General features: G+C 33.9%; 16 protein-coding genes. 6 read left to right on the plus strand and 10 right to left on the minus strand.

The window, feature by feature from the left end; translation table 11 throughout:
• Positions 1 to 64 precede the first annotated feature (64 nt).
• Positions 65 to 1,000 (plus strand): helix-turn-helix transcriptional regulator, encoded by a 936-nt coding sequence (locus tag CJF42_RS01945; RefSeq protein ID WP_170940436.1) that lies wholly within the window; start codon positions 65 to 67, stop codon positions 998 to 1,000.
• A 7-nt stretch (positions 1,001 to 1,007) separates the two neighbouring features.
• Here the strand turns inward: CJF42_RS01945 and CJF42_RS01950 are convergent, their stop codons facing one another.
• From CJF42_RS01950 to CJF42_RS27140, 4 genes are all read right to left on the minus strand, one after another.
• Entirely contained in the window at positions 1,008 to 2,291 is a 1,284-nt protein-coding gene (locus tag CJF42_RS01950) for an MFS transporter (protein ID WP_095365058.1), read from the minus strand.
• Complete coding sequence (locus tag CJF42_RS01955) at positions 2,288 to 3,340, minus strand: class I SAM-dependent methyltransferase (RefSeq protein ID WP_095365059.1); 1,053 nt, start codon at positions 3,338 to 3,340, stop codon at positions 2,288 to 2,290. The genes CJF42_RS01950 and CJF42_RS01955 overlap by 4 nt, the downstream gene beginning before the upstream one ends.
• Positions 3,294 to 4,034 (minus strand): TonB-dependent receptor domain-containing protein, encoded by a 741-nt coding sequence (locus CJF42_RS01960; protein WP_141235462.1) that lies wholly within the window; start codon positions 4,032 to 4,034, stop codon positions 3,294 to 3,296. Before CJF42_RS01960 ends, CJF42_RS01955 begins: the two co-directional genes overlap by 47 nt.
• A gap of 150 nt (positions 4,035 to 4,184) precedes the next feature.
• Complete coding sequence (locus CJF42_RS27140; RefSeq protein ID WP_212668770.1) at positions 4,185 to 5,651, minus strand: TonB-dependent receptor; 1,467 nt, start codon at positions 5,649 to 5,651, stop codon at positions 4,185 to 4,187.
• Between the two features lie 586 nt (positions 5,652 to 6,237).
• Here CJF42_RS27140 and CJF42_RS27145 point away from each other — a divergent pair.
• Complete coding sequence (locus tag CJF42_RS27145) at positions 6,238 to 6,381, plus strand: hypothetical protein (RefSeq protein WP_170940438.1); 144 nt, start codon at positions 6,238 to 6,240, stop codon at positions 6,379 to 6,381.
• Between the two features lie 281 nt (positions 6,382 to 6,662).
• Positions 6,663 to 7,073 (plus strand): hypothetical protein, encoded by a 411-nt coding sequence (locus tag CJF42_RS01975; protein ID WP_095365061.1) that lies wholly within the window; start codon positions 6,663 to 6,665, stop codon positions 7,071 to 7,073.
• 58 nt (positions 7,074 to 7,131) lie between these two features.
• Here CJF42_RS01975 and CJF42_RS01980 read toward each other — a convergent pair whose 3' ends face one another.
• The 3 genes from CJF42_RS01980 to CJF42_RS01990 all read right to left on the minus strand — a co-directional run bounded on the left by CJF42_RS01980 (position 7,132) and on the right by CJF42_RS01990 (position 10,412).
• Positions 7,132 to 7,725, minus strand: a complete 594-nt coding sequence (locus CJF42_RS01980; protein ID WP_095365123.1) for a 2OG-Fe(II) oxygenase — start codon at positions 7,723 to 7,725, stop codon at positions 7,132 to 7,134.
• A gap of 89 nt (positions 7,726 to 7,814) precedes the next feature.
• Positions 7,815 to 8,705, minus strand: coding sequence for a LysR family transcriptional regulator (locus tag CJF42_RS01985; protein ID WP_095365062.1), 891 nt, complete (start codon positions 8,703 to 8,705; stop codon positions 7,815 to 7,817).
• Positions 8,706 to 8,885: 180 nt separating this feature from the next.
• Positions 8,886 to 10,412: a DUF3369 domain-containing protein gene (locus tag CJF42_RS01990; protein WP_095365063.1), complete on the minus strand. Its 1,527-nt coding sequence runs from the start codon at positions 10,410 to 10,412 to the stop codon at positions 8,886 to 8,888.
• A gap of 251 nt (positions 10,413 to 10,663) precedes the next feature.
• On the opposite strand from CJF42_RS01990, the gene CJF42_RS01995 reads away from it, so the two are divergent.
• The 3 genes from CJF42_RS01995 to CJF42_RS02005 are packed head-to-tail and all read left to right on the plus strand — an operon-like array spanning position 10,664 to position 13,056.
• Positions 10,664 to 12,097: a coiled-coil domain-containing protein gene (locus CJF42_RS01995; protein WP_095365064.1), complete on the plus strand. Its 1,434-nt coding sequence runs from the start codon at positions 10,664 to 10,666 to the stop codon at positions 12,095 to 12,097.
• A complete protein-coding gene (locus CJF42_RS02000; protein ID WP_095365065.1) occupies positions 12,097 to 12,417 on the plus strand; it encodes a putative signal transducing protein in 321 nt (106 codons plus the stop codon). The genes CJF42_RS01995 and CJF42_RS02000 overlap by 1 nt, the downstream gene beginning before the upstream one ends.
• 48 nt (positions 12,418 to 12,465) lie before the next feature.
• Positions 12,466 to 13,056, plus strand: coding sequence for a YjaG family protein (locus tag CJF42_RS02005; protein ID WP_095365066.1), 591 nt, complete (start codon positions 12,466 to 12,468; stop codon positions 13,054 to 13,056).
• Positions 13,057 to 13,121: 65 nt separating this feature from the next.
• Here CJF42_RS02005 and CJF42_RS02010 read toward each other — a convergent pair whose 3' ends face one another.
• From CJF42_RS02010 to CJF42_RS02020, 3 genes are all read right to left on the minus strand, one after another.
• Entirely contained in the window at positions 13,122 to 13,928 is an 807-nt protein-coding gene (locus CJF42_RS02010) for a DUF2797 domain-containing protein (protein ID WP_095365067.1), read from the minus strand.
• Positions 13,929 to 14,284: 356 nt separating this feature from the next.
• Positions 14,285 to 15,571, minus strand: a complete 1,287-nt coding sequence (gene purD / locus CJF42_RS02015) for a phosphoribosylamine--glycine ligase (RefSeq protein WP_095365068.1) — start codon at positions 15,569 to 15,571, stop codon at positions 14,285 to 14,287.
• A gap of 14 nt (positions 15,572 to 15,585) precedes the next feature.
• Positions 15,586 to 16,425, minus strand: coding sequence for a class I SAM-dependent methyltransferase (locus tag CJF42_RS02020; protein WP_095365069.1), 840 nt, complete (start codon positions 16,423 to 16,425; stop codon positions 15,586 to 15,588).
• Positions 16,426 to 16,439 lie beyond the last annotated feature (14 nt).

Here is a 16,439-nt window from a genome sequence, read left to right on the forward strand (position 1 = left end):
ACTAATACTTATGATAAAGTTATTATTTATAGTAATTCTCATTTGTATTTGTATGGACGGTTTTATGATTAATCCAGCAGTCATCATTAAAAATGAAACTTTATTGAGAGAAAATAGAGAAGTAGGTCAATGGAATAAAAAAAAACTACCAGAGGAGTTAGGCTTTTCTAATGTGGTGATTAATGATATTTGTGAAGATATTTGTTGTTCTATAAGTGACTGCCTGTTTACTCAAAATTACAGTGCTAAAATTCATTATGAAAATGATATTACTTTACTTATTTTTGGCATTGAAGGTTTAAGTCAATTTAATTATTTAGGTGAAAAAAATAAGTGTGTAATACGTGCAGGTGATATTTGGCTTTTTACGATATCTGAAAACACATTGTGCCGCGAAACATCCGCTTATACACATAATAAAATGTTGGTTATAAAATATGAAACGGATAGATTAAGAACTGCTTTTAAAGACAGTGATGAAATGCAGTTATTGTCATATGAAAATCAGATGGTCAGATTAGCTAAACAAGAGCCTATTATGAATTGGTTGCAAGGTTTGATTGATAACCCAATGAAGAATGTGGCTGATAGGCTTTTAGCTGAGGCCGAAGCATTACAGGTATTAGCTCGATGGCTTACCCCTAATGAAAACCTAAAAAAAACAATACAAGATAATAAAATACAAAAAGTTATTGATATACTAATATCTGATATATCAACTCCTCCTACTTTAATAAAATTAGCAGCGATGGTTGAAATAAGCCATAGTTGTTTAAATAGAAAATTTAAACAAGAGCTTGGTCTTACCGTATTTGATTGGTTAAGAGGTTATCGATTAAAGCGAGCAAAGCAATATCTCGTTGACTTTAAAAGAGCTATTACTGATATTGCGTTATTATGCGGTTTTAGTAGTGCGAGCCATTTTTCTCAATTATTTAAACAGAAATTTTCTCTTTCACCTCGCGAATATCGCTTACAAAAGATCAACTCTTCTTGGTAATACTTTCCTATGCTTTTTTGAAAATGAGACTATTAGATAAAGTCTGTAAAGTAAACAGCATTAATGCAGATAACCAATAAAAAGCAGTGCTATCAATGGCGTATAAAGCATTACCTAAAATAGGCCCTGTCGCCATGCCTAACCCCTTAAACGTACCATTTACTCCTGCGATTCTAGCTTGATGTTGTGAAGCAGTATTTATGCTTATAGCAGCTAAGTTTCCAGGAATTAACAGACCAACGCCTATACCAAATAAAGCCATAGACATAAGTAATAAAATAGGCGTATTTACCAAGGCTGCACATAACATTGCAATCACACTAATAATATAGCCAAAACTACGTAAACGTGCATAATGCCATTTTAATATTGGGACTATGCATGATTGTATAGCTATCATTGAGGCCATTGAACTCATCATTATTGCAGCTGTAAACTTAATGGCTTCTTCAGTATTTAAAGCAAAATCATCTTGCATGCGCCAAGCAGTTAATGGCTGTAAAGCACTATAAATTGCAATAACACCTAATGTTGTTAATAGCATAGACGTTAGTGCTTTTATATTTATTGTAAATTTAGTGGTTTGAGTGGGCTTTATGTATGTTTCAGGTAGATATTTATAGCAAATAACAAATGCAATAATTAATAAAATTAAAATAATACTAAAGCCTAAGGTAACGCCATTTGCTCCAGTAAACATCGCTAATGCACCACCTAAAATAGTTCCTAACCCAAAAGAGGCTCCCATGAAAGCCATTACTTTTGCACGCTTATTCTCTGCCGAAGTCTCAGCTAATATAGCTTGAGCTGCTGGGTGAACTCCCGCAGTGAAAACGCTGTGAAATATACGTATTGTGAGAAAAGTACTAAACAACCAAAATATAGCGGCACCTGTAAAATTATTATTTGAAAAGCAATAAGCTAGCGCGAAACAGGATAGTGATGAACTAGCAATGCCTGTTAGAAAAATATTTCTTCGGCCAAATCTATCGCAAAACCTCGCCCACAAAGGCGTAAATAAAATCATTGCGCCTGCTGATAACGATAAAATAAAACTGATATGCCATTGTTCTAAAGTGTATTCTCGGCCAATAATTGGAAATACAATTGAAAAATAACCATGAGCCATCGCATTAATCATTAAAGCTATTAATAATGACAGCTGTTGCTTTAATGTGATTTTGAATGATATCAACCTAGGTGTATTTGCTATGACTTTAACGTTACTAGGGGATATATCATGCGCTTCAATATTATTAATACCATTATTTTTCGTATTGAGTTGTATCATACGTACCCTATATCTAAATCTATGGGGCCAATATTTGTTTCGATTGTACGACTTACTATCTGTCTAAAACCTGCTTTTAGCATTGCAGTAACAATATCTCCTTGTTTGAAAGAGACGTTGTTACCAGTTAAAGAGGGAAGTAACCTACCCACCATATGTTTTTCTGGTTGGGTTCTCTGATGTGTTAACCCTTCATGACAGCTAATAAAACAACCGCCTTGTATTAGTGACTTTTTTATATTATTTATAAGTTCACTGAGGTTTTTAGCATAATAAAGAGACATTGACGCCCAAACAATATCGTATTGTTTGGGCAATTTCATGTCATTGTAATCACCAGATAATACGCTTACCCTTTGTTTTTGTTGTTCTGTTAATGCTTGATTGATTTTGTCAGCACAGCCGGGTAAATCAACTATCGTTACATGAATGCTTGGATGAACATCAGTAATTTTAATGGCGAGTTGCTCGGAGCCAGCGCCTAAGTCCATTATCTTTTTAGCATCGAGCCATAAATTAAGTTTTGATAGCTGCGCTAAAGAAAAGGTTGTCGCACCACATCGATGGTGAGCTCTGAGTTTATTAACTGTATTTTCCCAATGCAGGGCATTGAAAAATTTTCCTTGTTTAATCGGGTGTTTCTTCTCTTTTAAAAGCTTAATGAATTCGTTCGTTTGACAATGTCGTAAACTTGCCATGTGTGGAAGCAAAACAGCCATGCTTTGCTCCGTATTAGTTGATAAATATTCACGGTATAACGGTGCTACACGATAGTTTTTTTTTGACTTTTCAAGTAAGCCTAATGATGTTAATCCTATCAGCCAAATATCACATGAGGACTTGTCTAGCAGCAATATTTTGGCGATTTCAAGTGATGATTTCCATTGAGTTATATGATCAAACAAATGTAACTTTAAAGCAGATTCAAGTAAACTCCATCTAATAGGTGCATGAACCAATTCGAGTAAATAGTTCTGTTTTTTATTAGCAAAATTCATCTTTTTACCAGCCATACTTAGCATTGATTGATACATAACGAGGCGCTGCATCTTCAACTGCAATCCCAACTGGTGTGATTACCGCACGACTTAATATTTCTTCATTAGTTAAATTATCGGCGGATAATGTTACTGTTAGATTTTTATATTCATACATCAATTCAGCATTAAATTTTAGGTAACCTGCTTGCTCGACTGTATTGTTTATATCAAAATAATAATCACTACTTCCTAGGGCATTTACTTTAAAAGACAATGAGTCTGAAAGCCAATATTCAACTGACATACCGTAAGTATTTTCTGCCGCTAAAGGTAAGTGTTTTCCAGATAATTCAATAGTCGAAAATCCAGTGCTATTAAAGGCATTTAATTGATATTCCTCAGCAATAGCATCTAATGCTGCATAATGAGCTGCTAATATAAGATCTTTATTTACGTAGTAGCGTGCAGATAACTCAACACCTTTATTGGTGCTTTTCGCAGCATTGTTAATAGTTTGTATAAAACCGGGTAATAAATCGACAATTTGCTTATTGCGGATCTTAGTATTAAACAATGAAGCACTAAGGGTTAAGTTGTTATCTAAAAAGGCGCTTTTATACCCAATTTCATAATTATCACTGTTTTCATTATCATAAGTGAAGGAGCTTTCTCCTTGTGCCGCAGCGTAATTGTAGCCTGATGGCATATACCCAAACCACTTCAAGATGCAGGATTCAGTTGGAATTAGAAATGCTTTAGGCAAGACATTGATTGAAGAACATGGTTATTCCCTTTTCAAAATCAATAACGCTGCATAAAGTATTTCTAAACCAACCTTACAGGGACTTCTGAGCAAATCATGCTCGTTGTTCCATCTTTTTTTAAGGGAGTAACCATTAATGCAAAGATGCGCCTAGATCATGAATTGCTCAGCAGTCCTGAACCTCACATCTTGAAGTGGCTTGGGTATATAACCTTGAGCAAATGAAGCGAAAAATATATGGTTTGAATTTATTTGATACTTTATGCCTGCTTTTACTAGAAATTCGTTTGTATTTAATTTTTTTTGATAATTATTTTCAACAGAATTATTGATGAATTTTTGTTTACCGTCTTGCTCTAAAAATTCAATTCTACCACCTAATGTTATCGACAATTTAGAGAAGAGTTGCCAATCTAACTGGGCATAAAATGATGCACTATTTTGTTCTATATTTGAAACTCGTTGGCTTCTTGCCAATAAACGGCTTCCCCCAATAGTAAAATCAGTGCCAGTATCTTGTTGATATAAGTAAGCACCAATTAACCACTTGATATTTTTGTTATTGATATTTGTTAACCTAAACTCTTGAGAAAGAGCTTTATTCGTTGTCTGCATCAGTGTTGATGGGATAGGCGCAGGTGATAAATCTAAGTCAGCTTCAAAATTACGTTGGTAATCACTTATCCCTGTGATATAAGTGAGCATCAAATCATCAAATGTGTGATTAATGGTTAAACCATAAAGATCTATTTCATTATTATCGTAGGTCAGGGTATTATAGTTAACCATAAACATACCTGTTGACAATGGGCCTGTATTGTAACGCAATTGTCCTTTTCCATTATCATTACGTTCCTTCAATACGAATAGATTTATTACGGTGTTATCTTGTGTTTGCCATTCAAGTTGTCCGTTAATATGTTTTTGTTCATGTTGTGCTGTTTTTTTATCTGCTAAATATTGATTATAAAAAGGGCCTTTCTCATCTTTGTAGGCGATATAGATATTACCTTTTAAGGTTGAATCGATGATTGTATTATTTGCATATATACTAATGTCTTTTACTGGTGATTTTTGTATAGCACCATCTTGTTGGCCATAAGTTAAGCTTACAAATCCAGTTGGGTCATTACTCGGTTTTTGACTTTTAAGATTAATAACACCTGCTTGTGAATTACGACCATATAAACTTCCTTGTGGTCCTTTTATTACTTCTAAAGTCTGCAAATTTGCAAGTCTTGGTAACTGGTTTCCGCCTAAAGGAAGAGCTATATCATTATAATAATAAGCAACAGGTTCAGTTAAACTAGTATCGTAGCTAGATACGCCCCGAATGATAGTACGTGTTTGAACCGAAGATTGTTCAAATGCTACATTACCACTAACCGTAGCGATATTATCTAAGTTCATCTGATTAATTTGAGAAAACAAATTTACTGTTACTGGAGATTGAATAATGTTTTCTTGCCATTTTCTAGCCGTTACTTCAATCACTTCTATGTCGGTAGCAGCGATCGTATTCTTGTCAGTAATATGTTCTGCATAAACACTATTATGGCAAAAAGCCGTGGTTGTTAATGCCGTATTTATAACGAGAACCAAAGGTTTTATATTCATTTTTCTTATCTGCGGAGGAAGATAACTTATGTTAAAACTAAATGATGTTTGTCGATATCATTTAAGGCGCAGTTAAATATCATATGGCGAACATTAGTGAGAGAAGATTATACTTATTTCTTTTTGATTTTATTAGCAGTATGTTCGACGAAGTTTGACTCATTTTATTTTTACACGACATATTCATTTTTAGTTATTGACATAAAAATATTTTGATCCATTGCTAATTGAGTGCATTTAAGCTCAAGACTTCAAATAATGCTTCTTAAAAAGTAGTTCAAATGAAAATTTTGAAATTCACTCTGCTCAATGTCTGGTTGATATCTTAACGCTGAAAAATATGTTGGTGAATGTTTTTAACTGCCACATTTAGATATTTCATTTATGGTTTTTTAATATTACAGCTTATATGTACGAAACGAAAAAAGGGTATATACCCAAACCACTTCAAGATGCAGGATTCAGTTGGAATTAGAAATGCTTTAGGCAAGGCATTGATTGAAGAACATGGTTATTCCCTTTTCAAAATCAATAACGCTGCATAAAGTATTTATAAACCAACCTTACAGGGACTTCTGAGCAAATCATGCTCGTTGTTCCATCTTTTTTTAAGGGAGTAACCATTAATGCAAAGATGCGCCTAGATCATGAATTGCTCAGCAGTCCTGAACCTCACATCTTGAAGTGGCTTGGGTATATACCCATACTAAATGGAGATACGCAATTTTAGCAAGTCGATAGGCGTGCTAAATGCTAGGTATAAAATGTGTGGTTAAGTCATTATTAATTCATATCTTATAACAATGCAGTTGACCGCTTATCGTCTTGCCCTACGGGAGTTTTGGCAGAAAAAAATTACGGCGTTATGATTCATCATCAGGGAATAACCATGAATTTATACGGGTCTAAATTCTTGATTATCTTTTTCTTGTTAAGATCTTTGGCACGTTTCTTGTTTAATATTTGTTAAGATTAGTAAGTGACAATATTTTGAACTTCAATGGAGGCAATATGCAAATTAACAGCGAATTATTGACTAATGTAACGGCAAGCGAAGAAACAAATAAACAAATACTAGATATATTACAACTAGATCATCAAGGTGATATTCAATTTCATGTTTATCATACCCTAGTAGATGATAAAGAAATTTATTGTTGTTTATCTGGTGGGATTGTTGAAAACAATGAAATTGTTTTTACACCAGTAGGGTTAGGCGCTTTTGAGGCTTTAACGAACGTAAAAGTTGAGCAAGATAATTATTATGCTGAAGAACTTAAAGTGGAAAACGGTTCAATTCAAGCACAAATAGAGGCTGTTTTTAATAAAGTACCAGCAGAGTCAAAAATATGTTTTGTTGGTGATATGACCGGTACTCTAAAATCATCTATTTCAGAAATATTCCCATTGGCTTTAAGTTGAGAATACAGAGTTAGTGAATATTTTTGATTAATAGACTCGCTAACTTACTTTTCATATTTTATGATGATGGATCTATTGTGCCTGATACTGAGTTATTTTTTCTAAACCAACCGGCGATAGAGTAACGAACATCATCAGCAGGCATGACTTCGTGCGGAAAGCGTTCGCTTTCAAATACAACAAGGGTTCCTGCTTTTGGAATGACTTTTTCAATAATGTGGTTTGAACTATCTGAATAAATTAATAACTCTCCACCTTTAGAAGGGGTATTCAGATAACATACCGTTGTAAATACACGGTTTGAACGTCCTTTAAATGCATCTAAGTGTTTTTTGTAAAAGTCACCGATTTCATATTTTGCAAAATGACTTTCGTAGTCAAATAAACCTAAATAAAAATAACGATTTATAGTTAATCTAATTTTATCCATTAATGCTAGGTAGTTTGTTTGTTCTTGGTTTTTACTATCAAGCCAAAAAGTTTTGTCTGTTCGAATTCTTGCATCTTGCTTCAAACTTTGTTGGCGGCCGATCCCTGCCGAATTAAATTTATCAGGAGCCGTTAAACAGTTTTGATATAACTGTTTTATTAAATGTTCGGGAATGGCATTTTCAATAACGTCATATCCGTTATGATGAATGCTATCAAGCATTTTTTCAATAGTATGAGAGAATTGCTTATTACTGCTATCCACAAAGTGACCTAATAATATTTATTTATAGGAAGTTCATTATACGATAATTAAACTTTGGTTTCTTCAGCTATATAATTTAATAAATTTAATATATCAGGATGAGATTCTTTATCGCTGGCAACAGAAATAGCCAAATTGAAATATTGGAGTAGTTTTTCGGGTTTAATGATCACAAGTTCGGGATTATGCTCTATCTCATTTGTATGCTCTATACCTGCAAGTGCGACATGCTCAGCATCTTTTAAATATCCAATGATTTGTTCAAATGTACCCACTTTCATCGTTGTTAGTTTTTGTAATGATGCAGCTGTCTCCTGAAGCATTTTCTGTACTTGTAAATTTTTTGATAAGCAACCAAGAATAGGATAAGGCGTTAAAGTTTCTTTATCTATATTGGTACCAGAGCTTAATGCATGGTTTTTATTTACAAACAAAATAACTTGATCAGGTAAATAAACTAAATGTTCAGTTATGGGTAAGTTGTTTGATAATTGTTTTGGGCTATCTATGATGATATCTAATTCAGCAGAGGCTAATTTATCTGATAATTCATTGCTATTTTTTTGTTGAATTTCAATTTTAACATCTGGAAATTTTTCCATAAATTTGTTGCAAACAAGGGGGGTAATTGAAGCAGTATTTTGAGTAACACCTATCTTAATTCGGGTTGTATTATTGCAATTGAATTGATGCAAGTTTTGTTTGAAATGATCAAATTGACTTAAGGTATCGGAACAATACTGTAAAAAAAGCTCTCCTGATTCAGTAATGGAGACTGAACGTGTCGATCTTGTTACTAACTTACAGTCGAGCTCTTGCTCTAATGTTTGAATGCTTCGTGTTAGCGCTGAGGTACTTAAGTTACAATTTTCCGCTGCTTGTCTGAAATGACGAAATTTAGCTAGTGCTAAAAACTGTTCAAATTGTTCCAGTCTCACTTTATTTTCCTTTTATACTCATTTAACGAGAGCAAATTCCTACTGCTAATATCATTATAAAACTGATATGACGCTATACTAATAAAGTATGTTAGGTAATTGCAATAAAAATGCACTTTAAAAAGGAAGAAGATACGAGGATTTTATAAAAATAGCTTAAAAAGGAATTAATAACTCAAATTAATCAGGAAAGCTGTCTCTTATGGCAAGAAAAGAATCAAGATCACTCATAAATAGATCTATCAGCTTTGGATCAAAATGCTTACCTCTTTCTTTTTTTAATAAAGCGATAATTTTTTCTAAAGGCCAAGATTTTTTATAACATCTATCACTTCCCAGCGCATCAAATACATCGGCTAAAGCTGTAATTCGCCCTGAGATGTCAATGTCTTCACCTTTTAATCCTTGGGGATAGCCTGAACCATCCCATTTTTCATGATGTTGATGTGCCAATAATGCGCCTTGTTGTAAAATTTCATTTGTTGAATTTTTCAAAATTTCAAACCCTTTTTGCGCATGAGATTTCATTATATTCCACTCATTTTCATCGTGTTTTCCTGGTTTGTTCAAAATAACATCTTGAATGGCAATTTTGCCAATATCATGCAGTGGAGATGCAAATTTAATGATTTCTGCTCGGTAAGAGGTTAAGCCATATTTTATGGCTAATATATAGCTATAGTTCGCTACTCGCTTAACGTGGCTACCAGTTTCTTTACTACGTTTTTCTATTGCTTCACCTAAAATATACGAAAGTTCTTTTTGTGATTCCCTCACTGTTTCACGTAAACATAAATTATCATATGCAAGAGATATATTATTTGAAAAAAATTCTAATAATTGATGATCAGACACTTGTAGTTTTGATGATTTACTCACATAAAGCATCGTTTCTAAACCATCTTTGGTAGGAAAGTAACCAACAAAGTGATTATCATTTTTTAAAGATTTTTTGTTATTATGTGCATTGATAAAGAGGGTTTTGATATCATCAGGTACTTCATTATGCTCATTGGTATCGGTGACGCCAGATGCGGCTAATAATTTGAAATTTGATCCGGGTTTTGATTGTGAGTTTACTGCAGCAGCGCAGTAAATTTCATTATCCTCTAAACCCATAACATCAGAAACATGACTTAAAATAGTTGAAGCAAATTGATTTACGGTATCGCACTTAAGAAAATGTGCAGAGGCATCAATTATTTTTTCGAGGCTATGTTTATGTTTTTTTATTATCCTAATATCTCTATAAGCTCTAAGTGCTGAATATAAAAGTGTTTTAAGTTTAATCGCGGTTAATTCTGTTTTATTTTTATAATCATTAATATCATAATCACGTATTACAGATTCTTCAGGCGCTTCTCCTGGTTGACCAGTTCGTAGAACTAAGCGCACATCATGATTATTGACATCTTCTCTTATATATTTTATTAAATCTAACCCTGCATGTGTTGTTTCCATTACAACATCAACCAAACAAACTGCCACATTTTTAAGTTCACTAATTTTAATTTTGGCTTCTGCTGCGGAATATGCATGATGGAAATGAAGTTTTTTACCTTCAAAATTAAAACCAGATAAAACAAGTTTAGTTACATGATGAATATCGTCTTCATCATCAATAACTAAAATATCCCATTCATCTAAATTTTTAATCGTCGGTGATTGGGTCTCTTGAATGTCATTAGCGAATAAAAAATCGGTCACAAAGTCAAGTTCCTCTTTTGCTTTAATTTAAGCTTAGTATAGAGACAATTTAAAGAACAATTATTTTGCTTAAATCTTTTGTTATCAAAAAATAAGTAAGTAAGTAAGTTTAATATTCACTAAATTGTAGTGGTAAGCTAAACTGATAAAAATAAATAGCTTCAGATCTATGTCGGGTATGTTAATCTTTGTAAGTTAATGAATAATAAAGTAATCAATAACAATACAAAAAGCTCAAAGGGGATAAGAAAATGGTGGAATCTCAAGGTAAGCAGTTACATGAATTACTGCAAGCTTTTACTTCTACATCAGCAGTTGATATTTTTCAACCTATGGCAGATAAATTAGAGCAACAACCTCAAGAGGCCAAACAAGCACTCTTTGATGAAATATCAACGAAACACCCTTATATAGAACAAGTCTCTGAGCAATTAATCGATTTGCTTATGCCTCAATTACAAGGTTTTATGTTAGCTGCGTGTCAACAGGCATTAGAAAAAGGGCATCAATCAGCTATGGTTCAGCAGCAGACTGATGAAGATGAGCAGTTAAATAATACGCTTGAGCAACTGAAAATTTTACAAGAAGCTAAAAAGTTTAATGAAGATAAAAACACTGAATTTGAAAATGAATTTTTACATCTGAAAATAGCATTTGATAAGTCCTCTAATGAAAATTTGATTATAAAAAAGCAGTTAGATGAATCCAAAGTTGAAATTGAAAAGTTTGAACATCTCATTGAACAAACTGATCATGCCTTAACAAAACAAAAAGAACACAATGCACTGCAATCTACAAAACTAAAGCAACTTATTACTCAGCGTAGTGAAGAAAAGAGTTTATTAGCTCAGAAGTTTGAACAGCTTCTGAAAGAAGTTAACTTATTGAAAGCTGATAAGAAAAAACTTACCGAAGATTTAAAGAGTACTAAGCAAGCGCTTCTAGGATCAAGTGATACGTTAGTCAAATTTGAAAATACAAACACTGCAATAAGTGAATCAAATGCTGAATATGAAAAAGATAACGCGCGTTTAGTTGAAGATATTAAAAAACTAGAGCAAAGGTTATCAGTTTCTAAAGCTGAAATAGATAAACTAGGACAAAACTCAAAGTTTGACTTTGAAACATTAGAGCAAAAATTTCAATCAGAAATAGAAGCGTTAGAGCATCAAGCTAAAACAGAATTAGATAAATTAGAACAACAGCATATTGTAAAATTAGATGAATTAAAGCAACAAACTAAAGCGTTAAAAGAAAATTCAGATGCGTCTACAACAAAAAATGAAGAGCGTTTTAATGACTTTAAAAAAGACCTTAGAGAAGAAACTAAGCATTTAGAAGCTGCTTTACTAGAAGCACAAAGTAATATTGAAACCTTAGAGCAAGATAAAAAAGAATTTATAGAGCAAGTTGATAAACTAAAAGAGCAGAGCATTGAATATAGAGATGAAATTTTAAAAAGTCAAAACAAGCTAGAGGCACAAGGTAATGAATTGAATTTTGCAAAAGGCAGAAATTCAAGCATGCAATCAAGACAAGAAACTGAAATACATCAGGCTAGAGCTGCATATGAGGGCTTACGTTCAGAGAATATAGAGCATACTCAAACAATTGAAGATTTAGAAGCTAAGGTTATGGAGTTTAAATTGAAGTTTGAATATGCACAAAAGCAGCTCGTAAGCTAATGGCATCACCATTTGATTGGGTGGAAGTATTTTCTGCCCAAAACGCGATTGAAGCTAATCTGTTAAAAGGCTTATTAGCGTTAGATTCTATTAAAGTTTTATTAAAAGGAGAATCATTAGGTGGTGCTCTAGGAGAAATTCCTTTTGAGCAAACTGAAGTTAAAATTTGTGTTCCTCAGATAAAACAGCGCCAAGCAGAAAAAATATTGCTAGAATACCAATCTAAACAGCAAGCCTCTAACGACTGGCAATGCACAAATTGTAATGAATACAATGGTTGTGGATTCGAGGTCTGTTGGTTTTGCTCAATATCTAAATAACAGCTTTAATTAATAAAGTAGCAAATACCAATTATATGATGGAAATAAATGAAAAAGCCTAATAACTTTCAGCGTGTTCGTGAATTAAATTATATGCAAAAAGCAGTGCTAGCAGCTGCGTTATTAGAGCGTATGTTACCAAATTATGCGCTATTTAGTGATGCCACTGAATTTGGTGATGCTAAAATTTTTAGAAATGCGCTTAATTCGATTTGGGAAAAGTTAGTTTTTCCTAAAAGTAAAATCAACTTAGAGCTGTTAGTTGATAAAATAGAGCCCAACGTCCCTGAAATTGAAAACTTTGACATGTTTGGTGTTTATCCCGCAATAGATACTGGCACAGCTTTATTGAGTATGCTAAACGGCATGATGATTGAAGATGAACTTGAGTTTGTAAATATTAGTAAGATATCTCAAGCTTCTGTCGCTAAATTAATTGAGTATCAATTAAGCTCTGATAATTTGAGCGCTGAGAATAAAGTGATTAGAGAACATCCATTGATGAAGTATGAAATTGAAGTATTGTCAGAATTAATTGATTATGTAGAAAAGATGGGTCGAATAAATTCTGATTCGGTTAAAGGTTTAAAAGCCAAATCTATTGAAGACGGTCAAACAAATATCGGCATCGAAATTTAATTTCAGGTCAATTAAATAAGAATGAGTGAGGAAACCTTTTTTACTCATTCTTATTGATTTACTTATTAAACGCTTACTTCAACTTCATAAGAGCTAAATTTTCTAATATTAATTACGCCATTGTCAAAGATTAAATACTGTCCTTTAATGCCTTTTAAAATGCCACTGACTTCAGGGTTTTTATCAAAGTTAAGCGAGTTTATTTTTGTGGGGAATTCAGATACAGGAAATGTTAGTTCAACAATATCTTCATCTAGTTTTTCAATCGCTGTAGCACCATAAATTTCAGCTAACTCATCAAGTTTACTTTGTATTTGTGGAATGAGTTCAGCAGCTGCTACTTTTAAATCTATTTCTTTATTATTACCTTTTAGCATATTACGCCAATTAGTTTTATCATTAATAAACTCAGCTAAAGCGATTTCAACTAACCCTGACTGTTGACGCGTTTGTACTGTAAATATAGGAAGTGCTTGCGTTGCACCTTGATCAATCCAACGAATAGGTACTTGACGAGTAATACCTACTTTAAGGCCAGAGGTATTTGCTAGATATACAGTATGTGGGATCATGCAGTTTTTAGTGCCCCATTGTGGCTCTCTACAGGTCCCTTGTTCATGATGACATGTCTCAGGTTTCATCATACACATATCACAACTAGCAAGCTTACGCATACATACAAAGCAATGCCCTTGTGAGTAACTCTTTTTGGTTTTTTTATTGCAATTACTACAGTAAATATTGCCTGTGTGGATCAAGGTGAGTTTTTGGCCTATTAGTGGATTTAAGTCTAATAGTTGCTCTCCAACAGGCAGTTGGTACTCAATTGGTTTTACTAATGATGATTTTAATTTTGAAAGTGTGCCTTTCATCTTGTATGCCCCTTAATATTGAGGGGGTATATTATCGTTAAATACTTGGATAGTCAGCTAACTATTGCTGGTATTGTTCGAATGCTAGCGGTTTTAAGTAATAGTAACTTTGGTCTATATCACACTGACAATTCAGTGAATTATTTTCAATTTTTGCTTACTTCAGCAACAACTTTGAGTTCTAAGCTTTTCGCCATGCCTATCGTGGTTTTATCGATAGTTAAATTTTTTTTGAATCGGCTATATCTCAGAAGTTGCAATTATTATCCGAATTTAGGTATGAATGAAGTTTACAAAATATAAATAATGGGGACTGTTGTAAAATCCCCATTTACAGACTTGACCGTGTAAATAATTTAGCTTTGCTCACGCTCTATAGCGCGATAAGCGATGTCAGTACGATACTCAACACCTTTCCAATTAATTTCTTTAACTAATTCATAAGCATTTTGCTGTGCTTCAGTCACTGAGTTACCAAGTGCGGTTGCACATAAAACACGACCGCCTGAAGTCACAACTTTACCTTGTACTTCCTTGGTACCAGCATGAAATACTTTAGTGCCAGCTGGGTACTCAACTTTAAGGCCTGAAATTTCATCGCCTTTAGGATAAGAGGCAGGGTAACCTGATGCAGCTAATACCACACCAACTGCAGCACGTGGGTCAAATTGAATTTCAGCTTGGTCTAGCTCAACACGATCAGCTGCAAGTAATAGCTCAACTAAATCTGATTGTAAACGTAACATGATTGGCTGTGTTTCTGGATCTCCAAAACGACAGTTAAATTCAATTACTTTTGGTGTGCCATTCATATCTATCATTAAACCAGCATATAGGAAGCCTGTGTATGGGTGACCTTCATTATGCATGCCTTGCACTGTCGGAATGATAACTTCATTCATAATGCGTTGATGGATTTCATCGGTTACTACTGGCGCTGGAGAATATGCGCCCATACCACCAGTATTAGGGCCTTTGTCTTCATTATAAGCACGTTTGTGATCTTGACTAGTTGCAAATGGCAGTACATTTTTACCGTCAACCATTACGATGAAAGAGGCTTCTTCACCTTCTAGAAACTCTTCAATTACTACTCGACTACCTGCTTCACCAAAAGCATTGCCTGCAAGCATATCTCTGATTGCATCGATCGCTTCAACTTCAGTCATAGCAACAATAACGCCTTTACCAGCGGCTAAGCCATCAGCTTTAACTACAATTGGTGCACCATTTTCTTTTACATAAGCAATCGCAGGATCTATTTCTGTAAATGTTTGGTAGTAACCAGTTGGAATATCATGTCGCGCTAGGAAGTCTTTTGTGAATGACTTAGAACCTTCAAGCTGTGCCGCTGCTTGAGTTGGTCCAAAAATAGCAAGTCCCTCTTCACGGAATCTATCTACTACACCAAGAACCAAAGGAGCTTCAGGACCAACAATTGTAAGCTCAACCTTTTTTGCTTTAACAAAGTTGATTAGTGCTTCAATATCTTCAACACCAATCGCAACATTTTCAAGTTTTGGTTCTAATGCAGTACCTGCATTTCCTGGTGCGACAAAAACGTTTTTTACTTTCGTTGATTGAGCGGCTTTAAATGCTAATGCATGTTCACGACCACCACTACCAATAACAAGTATGTTCATTTTTTCTTCCTAATTTAAGGTTTGGCTAAAGGTTTTTTAAACTTTAAAGTCATGCGATCGCTTTCACCAATCGCTAAGTATTTATTTGTATTAGTATCACCAGATGCTAAACGAGGTGGCAGAGTCCACACGCCTTTAGTATGATCAGCTGTATCTTTTGGGTTTGCATTAATTTCACTTTTATCAACTAATACAAATCCTGCTTTTTTAGCTAAAGATATCACCCAGCTTTCTTTTACATATCCTGAACGTTTCGCTTTTGCTGAATGTCTTAGTTCAGGAAGTCGGTGATCTACAAGTCCTAATATACCTCCAGGCTTTAAAGCAGTATAAAAAGCTTTAAAGGCATTCTCAACACCTTCGTTGTCTCTTTGCATATACCAGTTATGTAAGTTACGAAAAGTGAGTACCATATCAGCACTTTCTTCAGGCGCAATAGCATGATGACTTCCAGGATAAAATTCCGAAACTCTTATTTTGCTAAAAGCTTTGTCGGTTGTAAGTTTATCTTTGTAATTTTGCAACGCTCTTTGGTAATATTTCACTTCTGAGTCAGAAGGAAAATTTGCTGCGAAATAGGTACCTTGCTCCTTTAGTACTGGTGCAAGTATTTCAGAGTACCAACCAGAACCGGGCCAAATTTCAACGACGGTCATATTTGGTTGTAAGTCAAAAAATGCTAGAGTTTCTTTAGGGTTTCGGTACTGATCTCTATCTTTGTTTTGCACTGAACGTAAATCACTATTGATACTGTTATCTAATAGGGAATTAATATCTGTTGATTTACATGCCGTTAGGCCAGATGCGAAAACGAGAACAAGTGCATTTTTTAATACGCGTGATAATAATTTCATTGTTACCTCAAGAT

It is taken from the genome of Pseudoalteromonas sp. NBT06-2 (assembly GCF_002276045.1).
Lineage (GTDB): Bacteria > Pseudomonadota > Gammaproteobacteria > Enterobacterales > Alteromonadaceae > Pseudoalteromonas.

What these genes read in the sequence shown, in the direction of transcription:
- CJF42_RS01975 (WP_095365061.1), top strand. Translation starts at nt 6,663, where the DNA reads ATGCAAATTAACAGCGAATTATTGACTAATGTAACGGCAAGCGAAGAA.
- CJF42_RS01995 (WP_095365064.1), top strand. Translation starts at nt 10,664, where the DNA reads ATGGTGGAATCTCAAGGTAAGCAGTTACATGAATTACTGCAAGCTTTT.
- CJF42_RS27145 (WP_170940438.1), top strand. Translation starts at nt 6,238, where the DNA reads ATGCTCGTTGTTCCATCTTTTTTTAAGGGAGTAACCATTAATGCAAAG.
- CJF42_RS02010 (WP_095365067.1), bottom strand. Translation starts at nt 13,928, where the DNA reads ATGAAAGGCACACTTTCAAAATTAAAATCATCATTAGTAAAACCAATT.
- CJF42_RS02005 (WP_095365066.1), top strand. Translation starts at nt 12,466, where the DNA reads ATGAAAAAGCCTAATAACTTTCAGCGTGTTCGTGAATTAAATTATATG.
- CJF42_RS02020 (WP_095365069.1), bottom strand. Translation starts at nt 16,425, where the DNA reads ATGAAATTATTATCACGCGTATTAAAAAATGCACTTGTTCTCGTTTTC.
- CJF42_RS01950 (WP_095365058.1), bottom strand. Translation starts at nt 2,291, where the DNA reads ATGATACAACTCAATACGAAAAATAATGGTATTAATAATATTGAAGCG.
- CJF42_RS27140 (WP_212668770.1), bottom strand. Translation starts at nt 5,651, where the DNA reads ATGAATATAAAACCTTTGGTTCTCGTTATAAATACGGCATTAACAACC.
- CJF42_RS01955 (WP_095365059.1), bottom strand. Translation starts at nt 3,340, where the DNA reads ATGCAGCGCCTCGTTATGTATCAATCAATGCTAAGTATGGCTGGTAAA.
- purD (WP_095365068.1), bottom strand. Translation starts at nt 15,571, where the DNA reads ATGAACATACTTGTTATTGGTAGTGGTGGTCGTGAACATGCATTAGCA.
- CJF42_RS01980 (WP_095365123.1), bottom strand. Translation starts at nt 7,725, where the DNA reads ATGCTTGATAGCATTCATCATAACGGATATGACGTTATTGAAAATGCC.
- CJF42_RS01945 (WP_170940436.1), top strand. Translation starts at nt 65, where the DNA reads ATGATTAATCCAGCAGTCATCATTAAAAATGAAACTTTATTGAGAGAA.
- CJF42_RS02000 (WP_095365065.1), top strand. Translation starts at nt 12,097, where the DNA reads ATGGCATCACCATTTGATTGGGTGGAAGTATTTTCTGCCCAAAACGCG.